Genomic DNA, 15,688 nt, shown 5'->3' with positions numbered 1-15,688 from the left:
GCCATTCAATTACGAATGGCTTTTTGGTTTTATATTCTGTTTAGGCTTACAAATTACCTAAATATACAATTTCTGTTCTTCTGTTTTCTGCTCTTCCTTTAGCCGTTTTATTAGATTGAACCGGTTTTGCAGATCCAAATCCTTGTGAACTTAAGTTAGCCGGATTTACTCCTTTTTCAATCAAAGCCTCCATTACTACTTTTGCTCTTGCCTCAGATAATTTCTTGTTGGCTTTTGGATTTCCAACGTTATCCGTATGTCCGTTGATTGCAAACTTAGCATTTGGATAGTTTTTCAGAATCTCTTTGATCGCGTCTAATCTACCTGAAGTTTCTCCTTTTCTGGCGTCACTTAAAGTTGCTTTTCCGGTTGTAAAGAAGATAGACTTCGCCTCTACTTTCAATTGTGCTAATGTTTCTTTTGTAACTTTAGGACAACCATTATTTTCTGCAGGACCATGCACTAACGGGCAAGCATCATCTTTATCTAAAACTCCGTCTTTATCAGCATCTAAAACAGGGCATCCTTTATTTTCTGCAGGACCAGCAACATCCGGACAAGCATCGTCTTTGTCTAAAACGCCATCTTTATCAGTATCCGGCCAAGGACAACCTTTGTTTTCTACCGGACCGGCAACTGCAGGACAAGCATCTACATTGTCTAATAAAGTATCACCATCACTATCTTTCCAAGGACATCCTTTATTTTCTACAGGACCTGCAACACTTGGGCAAACGTCATCTTTATCAAAAACTTTGTCTCCATCTGTATCCGGCCATGGACAACCGTTATTTTCTTCCGGACCTGCTACTTTTCTACAAGAGTCTTCTTTATCAATTACTCCGTCTTCATCCGTATCTTTGAATTTCTTCTGATAAACCGGAATTTTTACCCCAAGATGAAAATCAACCGCTTTGGATTCTTTTGAAACCAGATTCGTCAAAACAGAACCTGAACCAATAAAGAAAGCTCCTAAACGAATTCCTGATCCTACCTGCATTCCGCTGTATTCCATCCAGGTCATCGGTACATAAAAGCTAAACCATCTGCTTTCATAACGAGGCGTTAAACTCACACGATTGGCAATACTGCTTCCGTTTAATTTAGAATCACTCACCATACTGATATCTCCATTTAAGTTTAAATAGAATTTTCTGTACATGTTCCAATCTACATCAGCGTGAATTGCTGTTGGCAAGTTGGTTCTAACTCCTTTTGAAGTCGAAACTTTTGTATAATGCTCGTTCAGGAAATCATACAAGTTATCGGCATCGTTGATCATTTTTTCTGTTACCACTCCGGTAACATTATAAGTATCTAATTTTGAGTTCTTGTAATTGATCGAACCAATATCGGTAACCGAAAGACCAAAACGTACTTTGTATTTGTTCAAATCACGAAAGTTATTGTCGGCTTTAGTTGCTTTGTTTAAATCGTACTTTTTGTATTCAGGTCTCCATTCGTAAACAAGTCCAAAATCAAAACCGAAACCATTTGAATTAGCATCAAACTTGTAATCTTCATTAGCATCAAAGTCCTGGCTTGCTCCTACGGTTACTTCTCCTTCAGAAAAAAGCGTGCTGGCTCTCGGATTGGCTTTGTTCTCCACAAATGCAACTTTCACACCTCTGCCCTGAGTATAACCGTTTACACCACCCTGAAGATATTTTGCTGTTAAACCTCCTTTTAAGAAATGTTGATCGTTTTGCCATAAAACCGCAGCATACGAAACACCAAGCTCTCCCCATGAATGCGAAACTGCATTTGGATTGCCTAAGTTGAAATTGAAATTGTTTGCATGGTCTAAACCATTTTTCACTTCATTTACAAGGCTACCATTAACATTATAAGCATTAGTAACAGATCTGGCTCTTGTAAAAACAGCGATTGTATGTTTTGGAGCAATATTAAACATGAAAGAAGGCCCCATGATATCAAAATTAACCAAACCATTATTGGAGTTAGCCGGTGTCATGATCGACTGCTTGTCAAAATCATATCCTTTTTTATACACGTCAAAAAGGCGAACACCATAAAGATCATTTGCTACTGTCCCACTGATTGAAAACAGATTAACATCGGTTTTAAAACGAGAATCAGCAATAGAAGCCGGATTAAAAAGAACACTTTGAACACCTGCATAATTATCATGCGTATATCCCAAATAAGACTGAGATTTGGCTGAAAAAGTAATCGCAATAAGTAATAAACTGAGTAAAGTTTTTTTCATTAAAATTTGTTTTGTTTTAGGTAAATTCGGCGGCAAAACTACACTATTTGAATTACAAACAGGTTACGTAAACATTGAATTCCTGTAACTTTTTTAACATTTTTTTCACATGAATCTAAAGACTCTCTTTCTGCTTTTCATAAGTACCCTTTAATCAAATAATTATAACAGCATCTATTAAATTTCTTTATCACCTTTAAAAGTGTAAAATGTGAATTATGCAATACTTCTTTAAATAGATATAACAAGAAAAAGGCAAATAATTTGCAATTTTACATTACTATTACTGCTTAATGATTTTGCAGGAATAGCATAAAAGCGGAATGAGTTTAAAAAAGGAATACTGAAGCAAAATACGCAACTCTGAAAAATGATGATTTGATGTTTGCCGGAGCTAAAATGGATAGTAAACTTCAGCAAAAGCAGGGAAAAGTAGAAGAAGAATTTCATCAAGTCTTTTCAGATTTGCAACCCTTTCTGACTCAATCGGAATACCGTCTAGTATAAATATTAGACGGTATTTTTTTATACTAAAAACGATGTCTTGATGTGTTGAATAGTATTTTTCCGGATTACTGCCAACGAGTTAGTTGAAATATTAGTAAATTTCTAACAATTGTTAAACGACAGAACCAAAATTAAATTAAGTATCTTTAACCAAATTTTCATTAAATGAAACTATTTATAAAGTTCGACATTAACACCATTTGTTCGCTTTTTTTAAAACACAATCTGGACCAGCACAATGTAAGCTTTACCACTTTGGGGTTTGGTGAAATTGAGCTCAATAACAACCTTGATGCTGAGGCACTCGAGGCCTTAAAAGAGAAACTGAGCCCTTGTGGTTTTGAAGTGGTAGAAAACCAAAAAAGTGTTTTGGTACAAAAAATAAAGGACGCTATTATTGAACTTGTCTTTATGGAAGACAGTAACAATTACAAAAGTTCTGTGTTTTTAGCCGAAAAACTCAATCATAGCTATGGGTACCTATCGAATGTATTTTCGGAAGTAACCTATTCGTCTATCGAGAATTTTATTATTTTACAAAAAATTGAAAGAGCAAAACAATTAATTATTATCAACGAAATGAGCCTGACCGAAATTGCTTTTTTACTCAATTACTCCAGTGTAGCGCACCTGAGTACACAGTTTAAAAACACCACCGGAATTACGCCATCGGCTTTTCAGCGAATTATTAAGAAACGAAGAGAGAATTTAAAATAAAATACAAATACCTATATTAAAATGCAAAAAAACGCATTACACATTTTATTGGCTGACGATGATGAGGACGATCGCCTTTTTTTTAAAGATGCTTTTGAAGAGATAAAGATTCAGACTAAAGTAGAATTTGCGCATGACGGAATGCAATTAATGGACCATTTGATGAATCCTGACAATGCTTTACCCGATATTTTATTTCTGGATTTGAATATGCCGAAAAAAACCGGAAAAGAATGCCTGATCGAGATTAAAAAAACAGAGCGTTTAAAAGACATTATCATTGCAATCTACTCTACTTCTTCTTCTGAAGAAGACATTGAAGATACTTTTATTCAGGGCGCCAATATTTACATTAAAAAACCAAGTGATTTTAACAATCTGAAAAAAATAATTAATGAAGTCGTTACTGTAAACTGGCACTATCATACCTCAGGGTTAAATCGTGATAATTTTCTGTTGCGACTAAAATAGTAGGAAATCAATGAAGTGGATCCCAAATTTTAATTCCTCAAACTCACTGAGAGTTATTTTTGTAATCGCAGTTTTCATTCTGTTATTTCTTTCTTCTATTGCTCACAAGCACAATCAGGACCTGAATGAGTCCAGTAAGCTGGTGATGCATACGTATGAAATTAACATTCAGTTAGAACGATTAATGTCGGCTATTAAGGATGCCGAAACGGGACAGCGTGGCTATATCATCACCCGCAATGCCCGTTTCCTGACTCCTTACATTTATTCGCGCGACAAGGTAAACACTTCGTTCATTAATTTAAAAAAGCTAACAAAAGACAATCCGCGACAGCAGAAAAATCTTCAAAACTTATTCAAGCTCATCATTCAGCGTTTTGTTTCGTTTGAAAACTGCCTTAAATACAGCGATCCCAAAACCTACGATAAACGAAAACTCGACAATCATTTGTTTGGAGGACGAATTTTGATGGAAAACATTCGTTTTAAAGTAGACGAAATGAATGATATCGAAAAAACTGATTTGGCCAAAAGACTAAAAATCTACGATGCCGAAATTTCCCTGAGTCCGCTTTTTTCTATTTCACTGTTTCTGGTTGCTTTAACCTTTATTTTATTGGCTTACCGACAAATTAGTCGTGATTTCGAACGCCTGAAAGTCTTCAACAAGCAGCTTTTAATCTCCGGAAAACTGATGGCTGAATCTGAAGCTATTGGTAAATTCAGTACCTGGCAATGGGATTTAGACACCAACAAAATAGACTATTCCGACAATCAATATCGCCTGCTGGGCTACGAACCTAATGCTTTTGTTCCCGAAAAAGGCACCTTTTTAAACTTTGTGCACCCGGATGATAAAGAAACGGTAGCAAAGTCAATGAAAGGAATCCTAAACTACAAACAACTGCCTTTTGTTTATTACAAAATTGTACTTCCTACCCAAGAAGTGAGGCATTTTAAAACGACAGGGAAATTATTGACTGACGAACAGGGAAGCAAAATTTTACTGGGAATCAACTTTGATATTACCGATGAGCACTTACTCAACATAGAACTTCAGGCACGAAACGTCGAACTCGAAAACAGCAATAAGGAACTGGCCTCTTTCAACCACGTTGCGAGTCACGATTTACAGGAACCTCTTCGAAAAATTCAGACTTTTATCTCCCGAATTTCAGATGCCGACAAAGCTGTTATGTCTCAAAATGCCAATGATTATATTGCTAAAATTGAGATTTCGGCCAAAAGAATGCGTGTTTTAATTGATGATTTATTGTTGTTTTCAAGAACAAATACCACCAAAAAAGAATTCATTAAATCAAATTTAAATGAATTACTTAAAAATGCCGAAGCTGAATTAACCGAAATGATCGACGAGAAAAAAGCGATTATTACGTCTACAAAATTGCCTAAACTGGCCGTCATTCCGTATCAGATCGAACAGCTTTTTATCAACCTTATCGGAAATTCTTTAAAATACAACCGTCCGAATGTTGCTCCCGAAATTACCATTGAAAGTCAAAAAGTATTTTCGGTAGATTATCGTGAACTATTAGATCAGAATGTAAAAAAATACTACAAAATAACTTTTACAGATAACGGAATGGGCTTTGACCCTCAGTTTAAGGAAACTATTTTTGTATTGTTTCAGCGTCTTCATTCTAAAACAGATTATCCCGGAACAGGAATTGGCCTGGCCATTTGCAAAAAAATTGTCGACAATCACAAAGGATATATCATAGCCGACAGTCAACCTGACCAGGGTTCAATATTTACGATTTTTCTTCCGGATTAAACCCTCAAAAAAATCTTTAAAAACCACATAACAAACGTTGTATAAATCTTTTATGGGAATTATATAACGTTTCTTTTTTTTGGTGTAAAGCAAAATCCTCCATTCGTTGCCATCTTTGTAAAGTAATACTTTATGAAGTAATAATGAAAGCAATTCCCCGAGTAAAAGCATTTTTTTTAAGAACAATATTCCTATTGTGTGTACTAGTTTTTGTTTCGTCCTGTAAAAAAAACTACCCAGTAGCAACTTCTTTAAAAAATGAGGCTTTTACCAAAAATGAAAAAGAAGAAATTGAAGCCTTTTTTTTTATTCGCAGCGGCAAATGCAAGTCAAACCATTATTTCTAAAAGTCAAATTGCACAACAAAAAAGTTCTGACAATAACATACTGGAAGTAAGCAAACAAATCGAAATCAATCAAAATCAGCTGTTACAAGAGATCACAACTCTGGCCAATAAAAAGCTGATTATTATTACCGAAATCAATGCCACCCATAAGCGGGATTTATACGATTTAATTGATGCCAACGAAACCAATTTCAATGCGGCTTATCTGGATTCTATGAATGCCTCTTTAGAAGAAGAGATCAGATTGCTCGAATCGATTTCAAAGGAAACGAACGATCAGATTATTTTAGAAATGGTGCTGCAATACCTGCCCAAACAATATGAGTTTGTCAGAGAAATTCAAAAATCAAGAATAGTAATCTAAACGCCTGTATACGCTATTATTAACTAAACTATGTAACTATGAAAATGTACCCAAATTTTTTATGCGCCTTAACCCTTTTCTTAACAGCATCGTTTGGAATGCTGCACGCTCAGAACAATAATGTAAATCCTGAGTATGGAATCAAAGGAGGGTTCAACATGTCGAATTTGTACTCTAGTGATGCCAATGACGAAAACATATTATACGGTTTCAATGCCGGTCTTTACGCCACTTTACCTATCTCTGATTTCATTGCTATTCAGCCTGAAATCCTATTCACTACAAAAGGAGCCAAATTGGAATACAATAACGCTCTTGCCAGCGGAGAATCAAAATTCAGACTCAACTACATCGAAGTTCCTTTATTGGTTAGAGTAAATATCACCAGAAACTTTAACATTCATGCCGGTGGTTACGCCTCTTATTTGGTAAGCTCAAAAGTAACTGGCAGAGGTGACTTTAACTTCGAACAAGAAATTGACACCAATGACCTGAACAAGTTTGACGCCGGTTTATCTGCGGGAGTTGGAGTCGATTTTGACCCAATAAGCATCGGATTACGTTACAACTACGGGCTAACTACTATTGGAAAAGAAAGAACGGTAGCCGGAACAACATACACTTTTCCGGATGCCAAAAACAGCAACCTTACTTTATACCTTTCGTATAAGTTAAACTAAGAAAACGATTCAATTAAACCTAAATACAAAAATCATGTCAAATCTACTATACACAATCGCGTTGGTACTGGTCATTCTTTGGGCATTGGGCTTTTTTGTTTACAGCCTTGGAAGTATCATTCATATTTTATTGGTCATTGCAGTTATTGCCATATTATTGAGGCTCATTAAAGGCCGTGAAATTTAATAAACACTATTAAGCACTATATATTAATTACTAAATCGAATATTATGAAAACGAGCACCACAATTTTAGGAATATTAGGAGCCGCAGCAGCGGGAGCAGTTTTAGGCGTTTTATTTGCACCGGACAAAGGATCAAATACCAGAAAAAAAATATCAGACAAGTCTAAAGATTACGGAGATAATATAAAAACCAAATTTGACGGAATCGTTAGTACTATTAAGTCAAACGGGAAAGAAATTATCGAAGAGGGAAAGGCAAAATTCAGCCAGGCAAAAGAGGACTTCAACACCCTTAAGGACGAAGCCAAAGCGGTAAAATCGAACTATTAAAAGGTGAAATTTAAATCCTAAACACCCCCTTTATTATGGAATCAAATGCAACAACAAACGAGAACTTAAATCTTTACGAGAAAGCAGAGAACTATACCAAAACGAGTTTAGAATTAATTAAACTCAAAACGGTATCAGCATCGGCAGATGTTTTATCAACATTGACCTCCAGGATCGCAGTTGGCGCTGTTGTTGCATTTTTTACTTTGTTCCTTAATATTGGAATCAGTTTATGGATTGGAAAAAAACTTGGCGAAAACTATTACGGTTTTTTTATACTGGCCTTGTTTTACTTAATTGTCGCCATTGTACTGCACAAATCGCATCACAAGCTTATTAAAACCCCTATCGGAAACATGATTGTTTCGAGCATTTTAAAAGAAACCAAACAAGAAGTTCCTTGTGATTCAGGTCAATCAAAAAACTAAAAAAGACTGTCATGGAAACTATTTACACCCTTGATTCACTAGACCGGAAAATTCAGCTTTTAGAAAACCAACAAAATGCCGAGTGGTGCGCCATTAAAGACGAAATCGATGAAATTAAAGAGCATTTAAAACCTCTTAACCTGATTCGAAGCACTGTTGAAGAAATCAATGAAACGGTTGGATTTAAGAGTGATCTCGCACAATCGGCTATTAGCATCGGAATTGGTTATCTCGCCAAAAGATTTGTCGTTGGCAAAAGCACCTCGACTTTCAAAAACATCTTTGGATCGTTATTGCAGCTTTTTGTTGCCAATGTGGTTTTGAAGCCAAGAAGTTCTTAGATTCAAAGGTACAGAGGTACAGAGGTACAAAGTTTTTTTGGGATGTGTTTGCATTCTTTATGAAAAGGTCTGAGAGACTGGAAAAGCAAATTTTCTGCTAAATCCCACAAAACTATTTCATTTTACAGCAACAATTTTCAAGCTGTAATCCATATAAACAATAAAAAAAAGGAGTGTTTCAAACAATGAAACACTCCTTTTTTATATATCTATTTTCAGAAACCTTTAAGTCTAAACCCTCAGAATCTCAGTACCTAAGAACCTCAGCCCCTTAAAAAAACCTTTGAACCTAAACTCTCAGAATCTCAGCACCTAAGAACCTCAGTCCCTTAAAAAACCTCCGACGCTTCCTTCAATTTCTCCATATTGTTCACCAACTGAAGCTCGGCAACAATTTTCTGAATATCACCATTCATGATGTTTCCTAAATCGTATAACGTTAGTCCCACACGATGATCGGTTACACGACCTTGTGCGTAGTTGTACGTACGAATCTTAGCCGAACGGTCACCCGAACTTACCTGAGAACTACGTTTTGTAGCGTCTTCCTCTTGTTTTTTAGCCAATTCCATTTCGTACAAACGAGAACGTAAAACCGTTAACGCTTTATCTTTATTTTTATGCTGTGATTTCTGATCCTGACATTGCGCCACCAATCCTGTAGGAATGTGCGTTAAACGTACTGCCGATTTCGTCGTATTTACCGACTGTCCTCCAGGTCCTGACGAACAGAAGAAATCTACACGAACGTCGTTCATATCGATTTGTACATCAAACTCTTCCGCTTCCGGTAAAACCATTACCGTTGCTGCCGAAGTATGCACACGACCTTGAGTTTCGGTTTGCGGAACACGTTGTACACGGTGCACACCAGCTTCAAATTTCAGGGTTCCGTACACATCTTCTCCGGTAACTTCAAAAATAACCTCTTTAAAACCTCCCGAAGTACCTTCGTTCATATCCACCACAGAAGTTCTCCAACCTTGTGACTCGCAGTATTTAGTATACATTCTGAATAAATCCCCTGCAAAAATACTCGCTTCATCCCCACCCGTTCCGGCGCGGATCTCCACCATGACATTTTTAGCATCTTCAGGATCTTTAGGAATCAACATAAATTTGATTTCCTCCTCCAGTTGCGGCAAGCGTTCTTTTGCTTCGTCAAGTTGCATTTTGGCCATTTCAACCATATCTGCATCGCTTCCGTCAGCAATAATTTCGTTTGCTTCGTCAATATTCGCTAAAACAAGAATGTATTCTTCTCTTTTTTCAACCAAAGCTTTGATGCTTTTATATTCCTGGTTGAGTTGCACATAACGCTTTTGATCAGCAATAACATCCGGCTGAATAATCAAATCCGAAATCTCATCAAAACGCTGCTTTACATATTGAAGTCTATCTAACATTTTCTAATTCCTTTTATTGGACCGCAAAATTACAAAATTTTTACCGAAAATTCTAGTGTTGTTTTCTTGTGTTTTTTAAAGCTGAAATTTAGTCGAATCAGGATGGTTTTTAGGAGCTTGTTCCTGCTATCCACTGTATCTTTTTAGGCAGAAGTTTTAGGATTTAATTTAGATCTTTTCCGTTTGCCTAAAAAGGATGCCGCTGCTATCAGGGCTAGGAATTTTGGGTTTATTTATTGCCTTTATGGATTTCCGTAAAATTATTTTGAATTGATAAACAACTTTTGTCTAAAATCAGGTGTTTTTACTTGGTGATTAGTTTGGATTAAATACGATGTTTGTTTAAGATTGTCCAAAATAGACTTTAGAATATAAATTTAATATACAAACCAAATTTTATCGAAATGGAAATAACTTCTAATTTTTGTTTTCTTGCAAAAGACGTTTCAATTTTAGAAAATCAAAAAGCTTTAAAATTTTATTCTGACGGATTAGAAAATGCTTCAAGCTTAGAAGGTGATTTACCAATATTTCTTGATACAAATGTCTTATTAGACTATTATAAAATCTCGTTTTCCGAGAGAGAACAACTCCAAAAATTTTTTGAAATAAATAAAGACAGGATATATCTAACTAAACAAATTGAAGCTGAATTTCTGCGTCATAGAATTGACCACATAAAATCTTATTTAAAATCTTTAGAGGAGTTTGTAAGCGCATACAGAAATATTAAAACCGAAATTGAGAAACTAAAAATTGGTGAAATTAAAGGCTTTGAACATTATTTAAATAATAATCCAATCTTGAAAAATGATTACCAAGACTTACGTAATGAACTCCATCAATTTAATGAAACATTAAAGAATAAACTCAAAAGTTTATTTCAAGATACAGATTTCGAACAGCAAATTATTGAGAAAGAAAAAAAAATAGAAGACATCAAAAAACGCCTTGAAGGTCAAGCAGATATAGAACGAAATGATCCACTTCTTGATTTGATAGCAACATTTAAAGTTACTAATTCACTAACAGAAAGTGAAGCATCATTTTTAAAATCTACATACGATATCCTAAATAATCAATATTCAAATGTAAAAGGAGATCAAAATTTTAATTGGAAATATACATTTCCTGGTTGTGGAGAAAAAAATGACAAAGATGATCCATATGGGGACTTTATTATTTATCACGAAATGTTAAAATTTATGAAGATTGAAAAAAGTGACATAATTTTTCTAACAAATGATGTCGAAAAAAATGATTGGCTCCTCCGCAATAAAGCAGAACTATTACCATATACTCATTACATTGTCAATACATACATTGCAACAGAAAAAACAATGTATATATTTCAAGCAAAAGATAAAATACGAGTATCCTATCAAGCTATTTATGTTGAAGAGAAGACTGAAGAATCAAAAGAAGAATCAGATACATTTCCCACTAGAAAAGTTGTAGTCAATTCTCCAAAAATAATTGGTCGAATAGGTTTTTATGAAGACGATATCACTTTTGATGAAATTGATTTTGACGATTTCCATTTTTCCAGTATTTCAGAATCAGAATTTCTACAAGAATTAAATCAAAGTCAAAAATGGGCAAAAAAATATGGAGATAATTTTATTGGAACAAGAAGTTTTGTAATTAAATATTTAGGGAGCAAAGGATACAACTTTAGAGCATCATACGCGATTAAAGATGTGTTAGTTGCTAAAGGAATGATTGAAGAATATCTTCATAAAGCAACAAACTTATTTTATAATGATGTTCAAGCTATCAAATTGACCTCAGAAGGCTTAGCAAATGCAGAAAAACAATTATCAATTCATTTTGCAACATCTCTCTAATCACAAATATCTTCACACTTCTTATATCTAAAATTTCCAATTCCTATTTATCAATAATTAAACATTATTAACAATACAGTACTCGAAAATATAATAATTAACTCGCTTAAAACAAATCGACCTTACATTATTAGACCCAGATAGCAAACTAACACAATCAGGTTCTTACATTTATCATCTACAAAAAAAATCTATATACACTATGTTCGAATTTATAAAACAAAGAATAATAAAAAAATTAATTGAAGAGATTGGATGTTTAAGTCCCACAAATCTAGAAATAATTGGTAATAAAGTAGTTTCCTTAATTGAAGATAAAAGAATGGTTCATCATGGTATTAATAAAGATTATAAACCTTCCGGATATACAATTGATAGTTTCACTGATGACTCTTTAGTTACAGCTGAATACAGTACAGAAAAAAAATATTTTAAAGATTCATCCAAAAAAGATAATCCAATTCCAAGTTATGAAAAAATTGAAAACGACATAAATCATGTGTTGACTCATAATTCCCCCGAAAAAATTAAAAAAATTTACTTGATATCATCTCAAGAAGAACCTTCTTCGTTCAGAAGTAAATTTAACAAAACACCTCTCGCCGAGCTATATGGCGAAAAAATAATAATTTATGATAGCAGAGAATTAGCAAAACTTATTTACGAACAATCAAATATTTCTATCGATGCTGCATCATTTTACAAACAATTTTTCCCTGGCTATTCAAAAGATTTAGATAATTATGAATATTATGGAAAAGCTCCTTCGTTTTGTGACAATCATGTAAAAGATATAAACTTAACAAATACCATTTCCAAGCACTTCCAAAATAACAATATTTGCATTTTATATGGAATAAGTGGTTCCGGTAAAACTCAAATGGCTATTGATTATTTGCACTCAGAAAAAAATAATTTTGAAAATTATATTTGGATTTCAGGCGAAGATTGGAAACAAAATCAATCATTTTCGAGTATTCAACGAACAAGAGGAGGATCTCCATTAAATATTGCTGGAATATTCAATCTTTATAAAACAATCTTGATAATAGACAATCTTGAACGATTGATAAATATCTCTGATTTACATGAATTAACAGTTGGTCTTTCCAATGGGAGTAAAATTTTAATTACTTCTCAATTATCCAAAAGTAATGATGCAAATTATTTAAGCATACCTCAATTGTCAGATGAAATAGCTTACAAAATAATTGGTGAAGATTTAGAGCAAAAGACAAATCTAACTCAAACAGTAATTAATTTATGTAAGTTTTCCCCTTTAATATTATCAACAATAAAAAAGCTTTCAGATGAAGAAGGAATTAGTCGAGAAGAACTCTATCAGGAAGTTTTGAAGAGCCCACAAGAAATCACAAACTCAGAAGGAAAATCTATTATGCGAAATATTCTCGCTAAGTTAGAACCAAATGCATTGACTGCTTTAAAACAAATAGCGAATTCAGGTATTACAACAAATGATTCGGAATTTCTTGCACATTTTATTGGAAGTTTTAACAGAATAACTTTACAAAGACTTTCAATTTTACTACCTTCTAATTTACCTGGTTTTCTTAAAATCCATGATTTAGTATGTGCTTCTGTTAAAGATAATCCAAATACAGAAGAAATTTGTTCTGCTATTTCTAAATATATTGCAAAAAACAATGCAAATATGTCTCCAAGTGTATTAAGACAAATACATTTATGTTATGAGGTTCTAGTTAAAGAGCATAATTCTTTAGACCAAAAAAATTGGATTACTTATGCACTTTTACAAATTGAAGGAATAAAAAGACAGCAAATTCAACAAACTCTGCATAATGAACAAATTCTTCCACATATGACTTTAGCATCTATTCTTTGTTTGATAGATTCAAAAGAAGCCTATGCATATTCTTTAACTGATGAAAATGAAAAAAATGAGTACTTTAAAAAATGCATTGAAGAATACAAAAATGCCCTTAAAAAAGTTTCAAACAATGAAATAAAAGTTGAAATATTACATCATTTAGGTAAAACTTTAAGACGCAGTGGTGAATTTGATGAATCATTAAAAACTTTTCAACAATTATTATCTTTAGAACCTAATATGCATGCAACATATCTCCAAATAGCTCATATTGGCTCTCAAAAAGGAGTTGCCGAATCGTTTAAAAAAACGGGGAGTGAGTACTTAGAAAAGTTATTTAGTTGTATTTTTAATAATTACTCTACAGTGCCTCTACGAGTTTCTCTTGGATCTTTAGCTAGACTTAGGTCTTACAAAAAAATTAGTAATTCTATTAATCTAAACCAAGATGATGTTCAAAAGTTATCAGATATAATAGTGATATCATCTTTAGAAGGTTTTGGTCAGTTTTTCGAAGCATTTGTTTCTTTTACATCCATTTTTAATTACAATCATAGTTCAATATGCATTAATCTTGCTGAAACAATCCCTGAACTTCTTACCACTTCACCGCAAAATGTTGATAGCAAAAATTGGTTAAATGCTAGTGAAGGACTAACCAATATAGCGATATCAGCTTTGCGCGATAATAAGGAAAAACTCTCTAAAAAAATTTCAAATATAAGTTTAGCTTTTGCAGACAAAATTTATGAGATGGAAGAATTAACATCTTTCGAAGGAAGATCTTTAGCTAAAACCTATTTAACAGCTAACCTTCCCCAAAAAGCATTACTTGCAATTGAAAAAGTACCCCAAAAATCATATGACCACTGGTTAGTTTATCAAAAAGCCAAAATAGAGTTAAAAATTAGCACTCCAAATTGTTATAATTCTGCTGTAGAAGCCTTTACTTTAGCAAGTAAAGATAGCGTTGGTATTGAAAGAATATCAATATATCACGATTTATTAAGTCAATGTGCAGAAAGTCAAGGAAAAATAAATGAAGCTATAATACAAGCAAAACATGCAATAAGTACTTGCAATAATGACAAGTATAAAAACAATCTTGAAAATAGACTTGAAGAATTGGAAAAAATCTAATACTATATTGCAGATTTCAATCCAAACATGAGGGACCTACTTATACATGCAACCCAAATAAACCAGTAAAAAACAATTATAAACTATATACTTCACACTAACACGAAAAATAAAACCTTAAAACCAACTTTAATTAACAAACCACTATGAAACATTTTCTTTTACTTTCTTTTTTATTCGTTTTCAATATCAATTTTGCACAAGAAGCCAAAATAAAAAAGGAAAAATGGCATTGGAACAACGGCCCAAAGCAAGATACCGTTATTGGTTATGCTCAGGTTTTAAAAGTGGATAATGTGCTTTACATTTCGGGGGCTGTAACAACAGAACTAACTCCGGCAGGAATCACAACGGTCTATAACGATTTAAAGGCTTCGCTAGCGAGTTATGGTGCCACGTTTGCAAATGTTGTAAAAGAAAATCTATATACAACAGATATTGAGACCATGAAAAAGTACAACAACGTTAGGAAAAAATTCTACAATGGTGACTTTCCTGCAGCTACATGGGTACAAATAGTACAATTATACATGCCAACCGCAAAATTAGAGGTTGAATTGGTTGCACATTTGCCGAAATAATTAGGTTCAATTGGCTATAACCACAAAGCTTGTCATTTCGACGTGAGGAGAAATCTCCACGAGGAGCTCGACAAAGATTAAGTTTTCGTTGCGGAGTTACTTACGAAGATTTCTCCTCACGTCGAAATGACATAAAATGAGAAAAAAAATCTTTGGACACTTTGCGTACTTTCTTTTCTAGTCTTCTCTTGAAAAAAGTTTGCTTCTTTACGCTTCATCCTAAAAAGATTTATAGGGATTTTTTTACTGTGACAAAATGAAAACAAAAAATTATTTTGTCACACTTTCTGTAACAAAATAAAAATAAATCGAAATTTGTTACAACTTCTGTAACAAAATGAAAATAAATTAAAAATTGTTACAGCTTTTGTGGCAAAACAAAAATAAAAATAAAATTTGCCACAAGAATAAAATGTGCTTCTCTTAACTATCGCGAGCGTACAAGTAATTGGTAATTAAAAACAAAAAT

The 15,688-nt window shown here is 33.6% G+C and carries 14 protein-coding genes; 12 read left to right on the top strand and 2 right to left on the bottom strand.

The features are described from left to right. Positions 1-46 precede the first annotated feature (46 nt). On the bottom strand, positions 47-2,230 hold the full coding sequence (locus C245_RS0120820; RefSeq protein WP_035747066.1) for a DUF5723 family protein: 2,184 nt from the start codon (positions 2,228-2,230) through the stop codon (positions 47-49). Positions 2,231-2,902: 672 nt separating this feature from the next. Between C245_RS0120820 and C245_RS0120810 the strand changes: the two genes are divergently transcribed. The 9 genes from C245_RS0120810 to C245_RS0120775 all read left to right on the top strand — a co-directional run bounded on the left by C245_RS0120810 (position 2,903) and on the right by C245_RS0120775 (position 8,396). Then, positions 2,903-3,454 carry an AraC family transcriptional regulator gene (locus tag C245_RS0120810; RefSeq protein WP_017498551.1) on the top strand — a complete coding sequence of 184 codons (552 nt, stop codon included), beginning with the start codon at positions 2,903-2,905 and terminating at the stop codon, positions 3,452-3,454. A gap of 21 nt (positions 3,455-3,475) precedes the next feature. Beyond that, complete coding sequence (locus C245_RS0120805; protein WP_017498550.1) at positions 3,476-3,925, top strand: response regulator; 450 nt, start codon at positions 3,476-3,478, stop codon at positions 3,923-3,925. A 10-nt stretch (positions 3,926-3,935) separates the two neighbouring features. Then, entirely contained in the window at positions 3,936-5,720 is a 1,785-nt protein-coding gene (locus tag C245_RS0120800; protein WP_017498549.1) for a CHASE3 domain-containing protein, read from the top strand. Between the two features lie 276 nt (positions 5,721-5,996). Beyond that, a complete protein-coding gene (locus tag C245_RS23350) occupies positions 5,997-6,431 on the top strand; it encodes a DUF4142 domain-containing protein (protein WP_017498547.1) in 435 nt (144 codons plus the stop codon). Between the two features lie 38 nt (positions 6,432-6,469). Next, entirely contained in the window at positions 6,470-7,111 is a 642-nt protein-coding gene (locus tag C245_RS0120790; RefSeq protein WP_017498546.1) for a porin family protein, read from the top strand. A 34-nt stretch (positions 7,112-7,145) separates the two neighbouring features. After that, positions 7,146-7,298 (top strand): lmo0937 family membrane protein, encoded by a 153-nt coding sequence (locus tag C245_RS24300; RefSeq protein ID WP_123923494.1) that lies wholly within the window; start codon positions 7,146-7,148, stop codon positions 7,296-7,298. Between the two features lie 44 nt (positions 7,299-7,342). Then, positions 7,343-7,627 carry a YtxH domain-containing protein gene (locus C245_RS0120785; RefSeq protein WP_017498545.1) on the top strand — a complete coding sequence of 95 codons (285 nt, stop codon included), beginning with the start codon at positions 7,343-7,345 and terminating at the stop codon, positions 7,625-7,627. A gap of 35 nt (positions 7,628-7,662) precedes the next feature. After that, entirely contained in the window at positions 7,663-8,055 is a 393-nt protein-coding gene (locus C245_RS0120780) for a hypothetical protein (RefSeq protein ID WP_017498544.1), read from the top strand. A gap of 11 nt (positions 8,056-8,066) precedes the next feature. After that, positions 8,067-8,396, top strand: coding sequence for a hypothetical protein (locus C245_RS0120775; RefSeq protein ID WP_017498543.1), 330 nt, complete (start codon positions 8,067-8,069; stop codon positions 8,394-8,396). A 329-nt stretch (positions 8,397-8,725) separates the two neighbouring features. Here C245_RS0120775 and prfA read toward each other — a convergent pair whose 3' ends face one another. After that, positions 8,726-9,802 (bottom strand): peptide chain release factor 1, encoded by a 1,077-nt coding sequence (prfA, locus tag C245_RS0120770; protein ID WP_017498542.1) that lies wholly within the window; start codon positions 9,800-9,802, stop codon positions 8,726-8,728. 404 nt (positions 9,803-10,206) lie between these two features. Between prfA and C245_RS0120765 the strand changes: the two genes are divergently transcribed. From C245_RS0120765 to C245_RS0120755, 3 genes are all read left to right on the top strand, one after another. After that, positions 10,207-11,649, top strand: coding sequence for a PIN-like domain-containing protein (locus C245_RS0120765; protein WP_017498541.1), 1,443 nt, complete (start codon positions 10,207-10,209; stop codon positions 11,647-11,649). Positions 11,650-11,851: 202 nt separating this feature from the next. Next, positions 11,852-14,638 carry a hypothetical protein gene (locus C245_RS0120760; protein ID WP_017498540.1) on the top strand — a complete coding sequence of 929 codons (2,787 nt, stop codon included), beginning with the start codon at positions 11,852-11,854 and terminating at the stop codon, positions 14,636-14,638. 146 nt (positions 14,639-14,784) lie between these two features. Then, the gene (locus C245_RS0120755; RefSeq protein WP_017498539.1) at positions 14,785-15,219 is read left to right on the top strand and encodes a RidA family protein; all 435 of its coding nucleotides are present in this window, start codon (positions 14,785-14,787) and stop codon (positions 15,217-15,219) included. Positions 15,220-15,688: the final 469 nt, after the last annotated feature.

The organism is Flavobacterium sp. WG21 (assembly GCF_000335775.1).
GTDB lineage: Bacteria > Bacteroidota > Bacteroidia > Flavobacteriales > Flavobacteriaceae > Flavobacterium > Flavobacterium tructae.
The sequence above is the reverse complement of the archived record's forward strand: the minus strand, read 5'-3'. Positions and strand labels throughout refer to the sequence as shown.

Bases quoted from the DNA above. Each gene is read 5' to 3' on its own strand.
- C245_RS0120785 (WP_017498545.1), top strand. From the start codon at position 7,343: ATGAAAACGAGCACCACAATTTTAGGAATATTAGGAGCCGCAGCAGCG.
- C245_RS23350 (WP_017498547.1), top strand. From the start codon at position 5,997: ATGAAAAAGAAGAAATTGAAGCCTTTTTTTTTATTCGCAGCGGCAAAT.
- C245_RS0120755 (WP_017498539.1), top strand. From the start codon at position 14,785: ATGAAACATTTTCTTTTACTTTCTTTTTTATTCGTTTTCAATATCAAT.
- C245_RS0120790 (WP_017498546.1), top strand. From the start codon at position 6,470: ATGAAAATGTACCCAAATTTTTTATGCGCCTTAACCCTTTTCTTAACA.
- C245_RS0120760 (WP_017498540.1), top strand. From the start codon at position 11,852: ATGTTCGAATTTATAAAACAAAGAATAATAAAAAAATTAATTGAAGAG.
- C245_RS0120810 (WP_017498551.1), top strand. From the start codon at position 2,903: ATGAAACTATTTATAAAGTTCGACATTAACACCATTTGTTCGCTTTTT.
- prfA (WP_017498542.1), bottom strand. From the start codon at position 9,802: ATGTTAGATAGACTTCAATATGTAAAGCAGCGTTTTGATGAGATTTCG.
- C245_RS0120805 (WP_017498550.1), top strand. From the start codon at position 3,476: ATGCAAAAAAACGCATTACACATTTTATTGGCTGACGATGATGAGGAC.
- C245_RS0120775 (WP_017498543.1), top strand. From the start codon at position 8,067: ATGGAAACTATTTACACCCTTGATTCACTAGACCGGAAAATTCAGCTT.
- C245_RS24300 (WP_123923494.1), top strand. From the start codon at position 7,146: ATGTCAAATCTACTATACACAATCGCGTTGGTACTGGTCATTCTTTGG.
- C245_RS0120780 (WP_017498544.1), top strand. From the start codon at position 7,663: ATGGAATCAAATGCAACAACAAACGAGAACTTAAATCTTTACGAGAAA.
- C245_RS0120800 (WP_017498549.1), top strand. From the start codon at position 3,936: ATGAAGTGGATCCCAAATTTTAATTCCTCAAACTCACTGAGAGTTATT.
- C245_RS0120765 (WP_017498541.1), top strand. From the start codon at position 10,207: ATGGAAATAACTTCTAATTTTTGTTTTCTTGCAAAAGACGTTTCAATT.
- C245_RS0120820 (WP_035747066.1), bottom strand. From the start codon at position 2,230: ATGAAAAAAACTTTACTCAGTTTATTACTTATTGCGATTACTTTTTCA.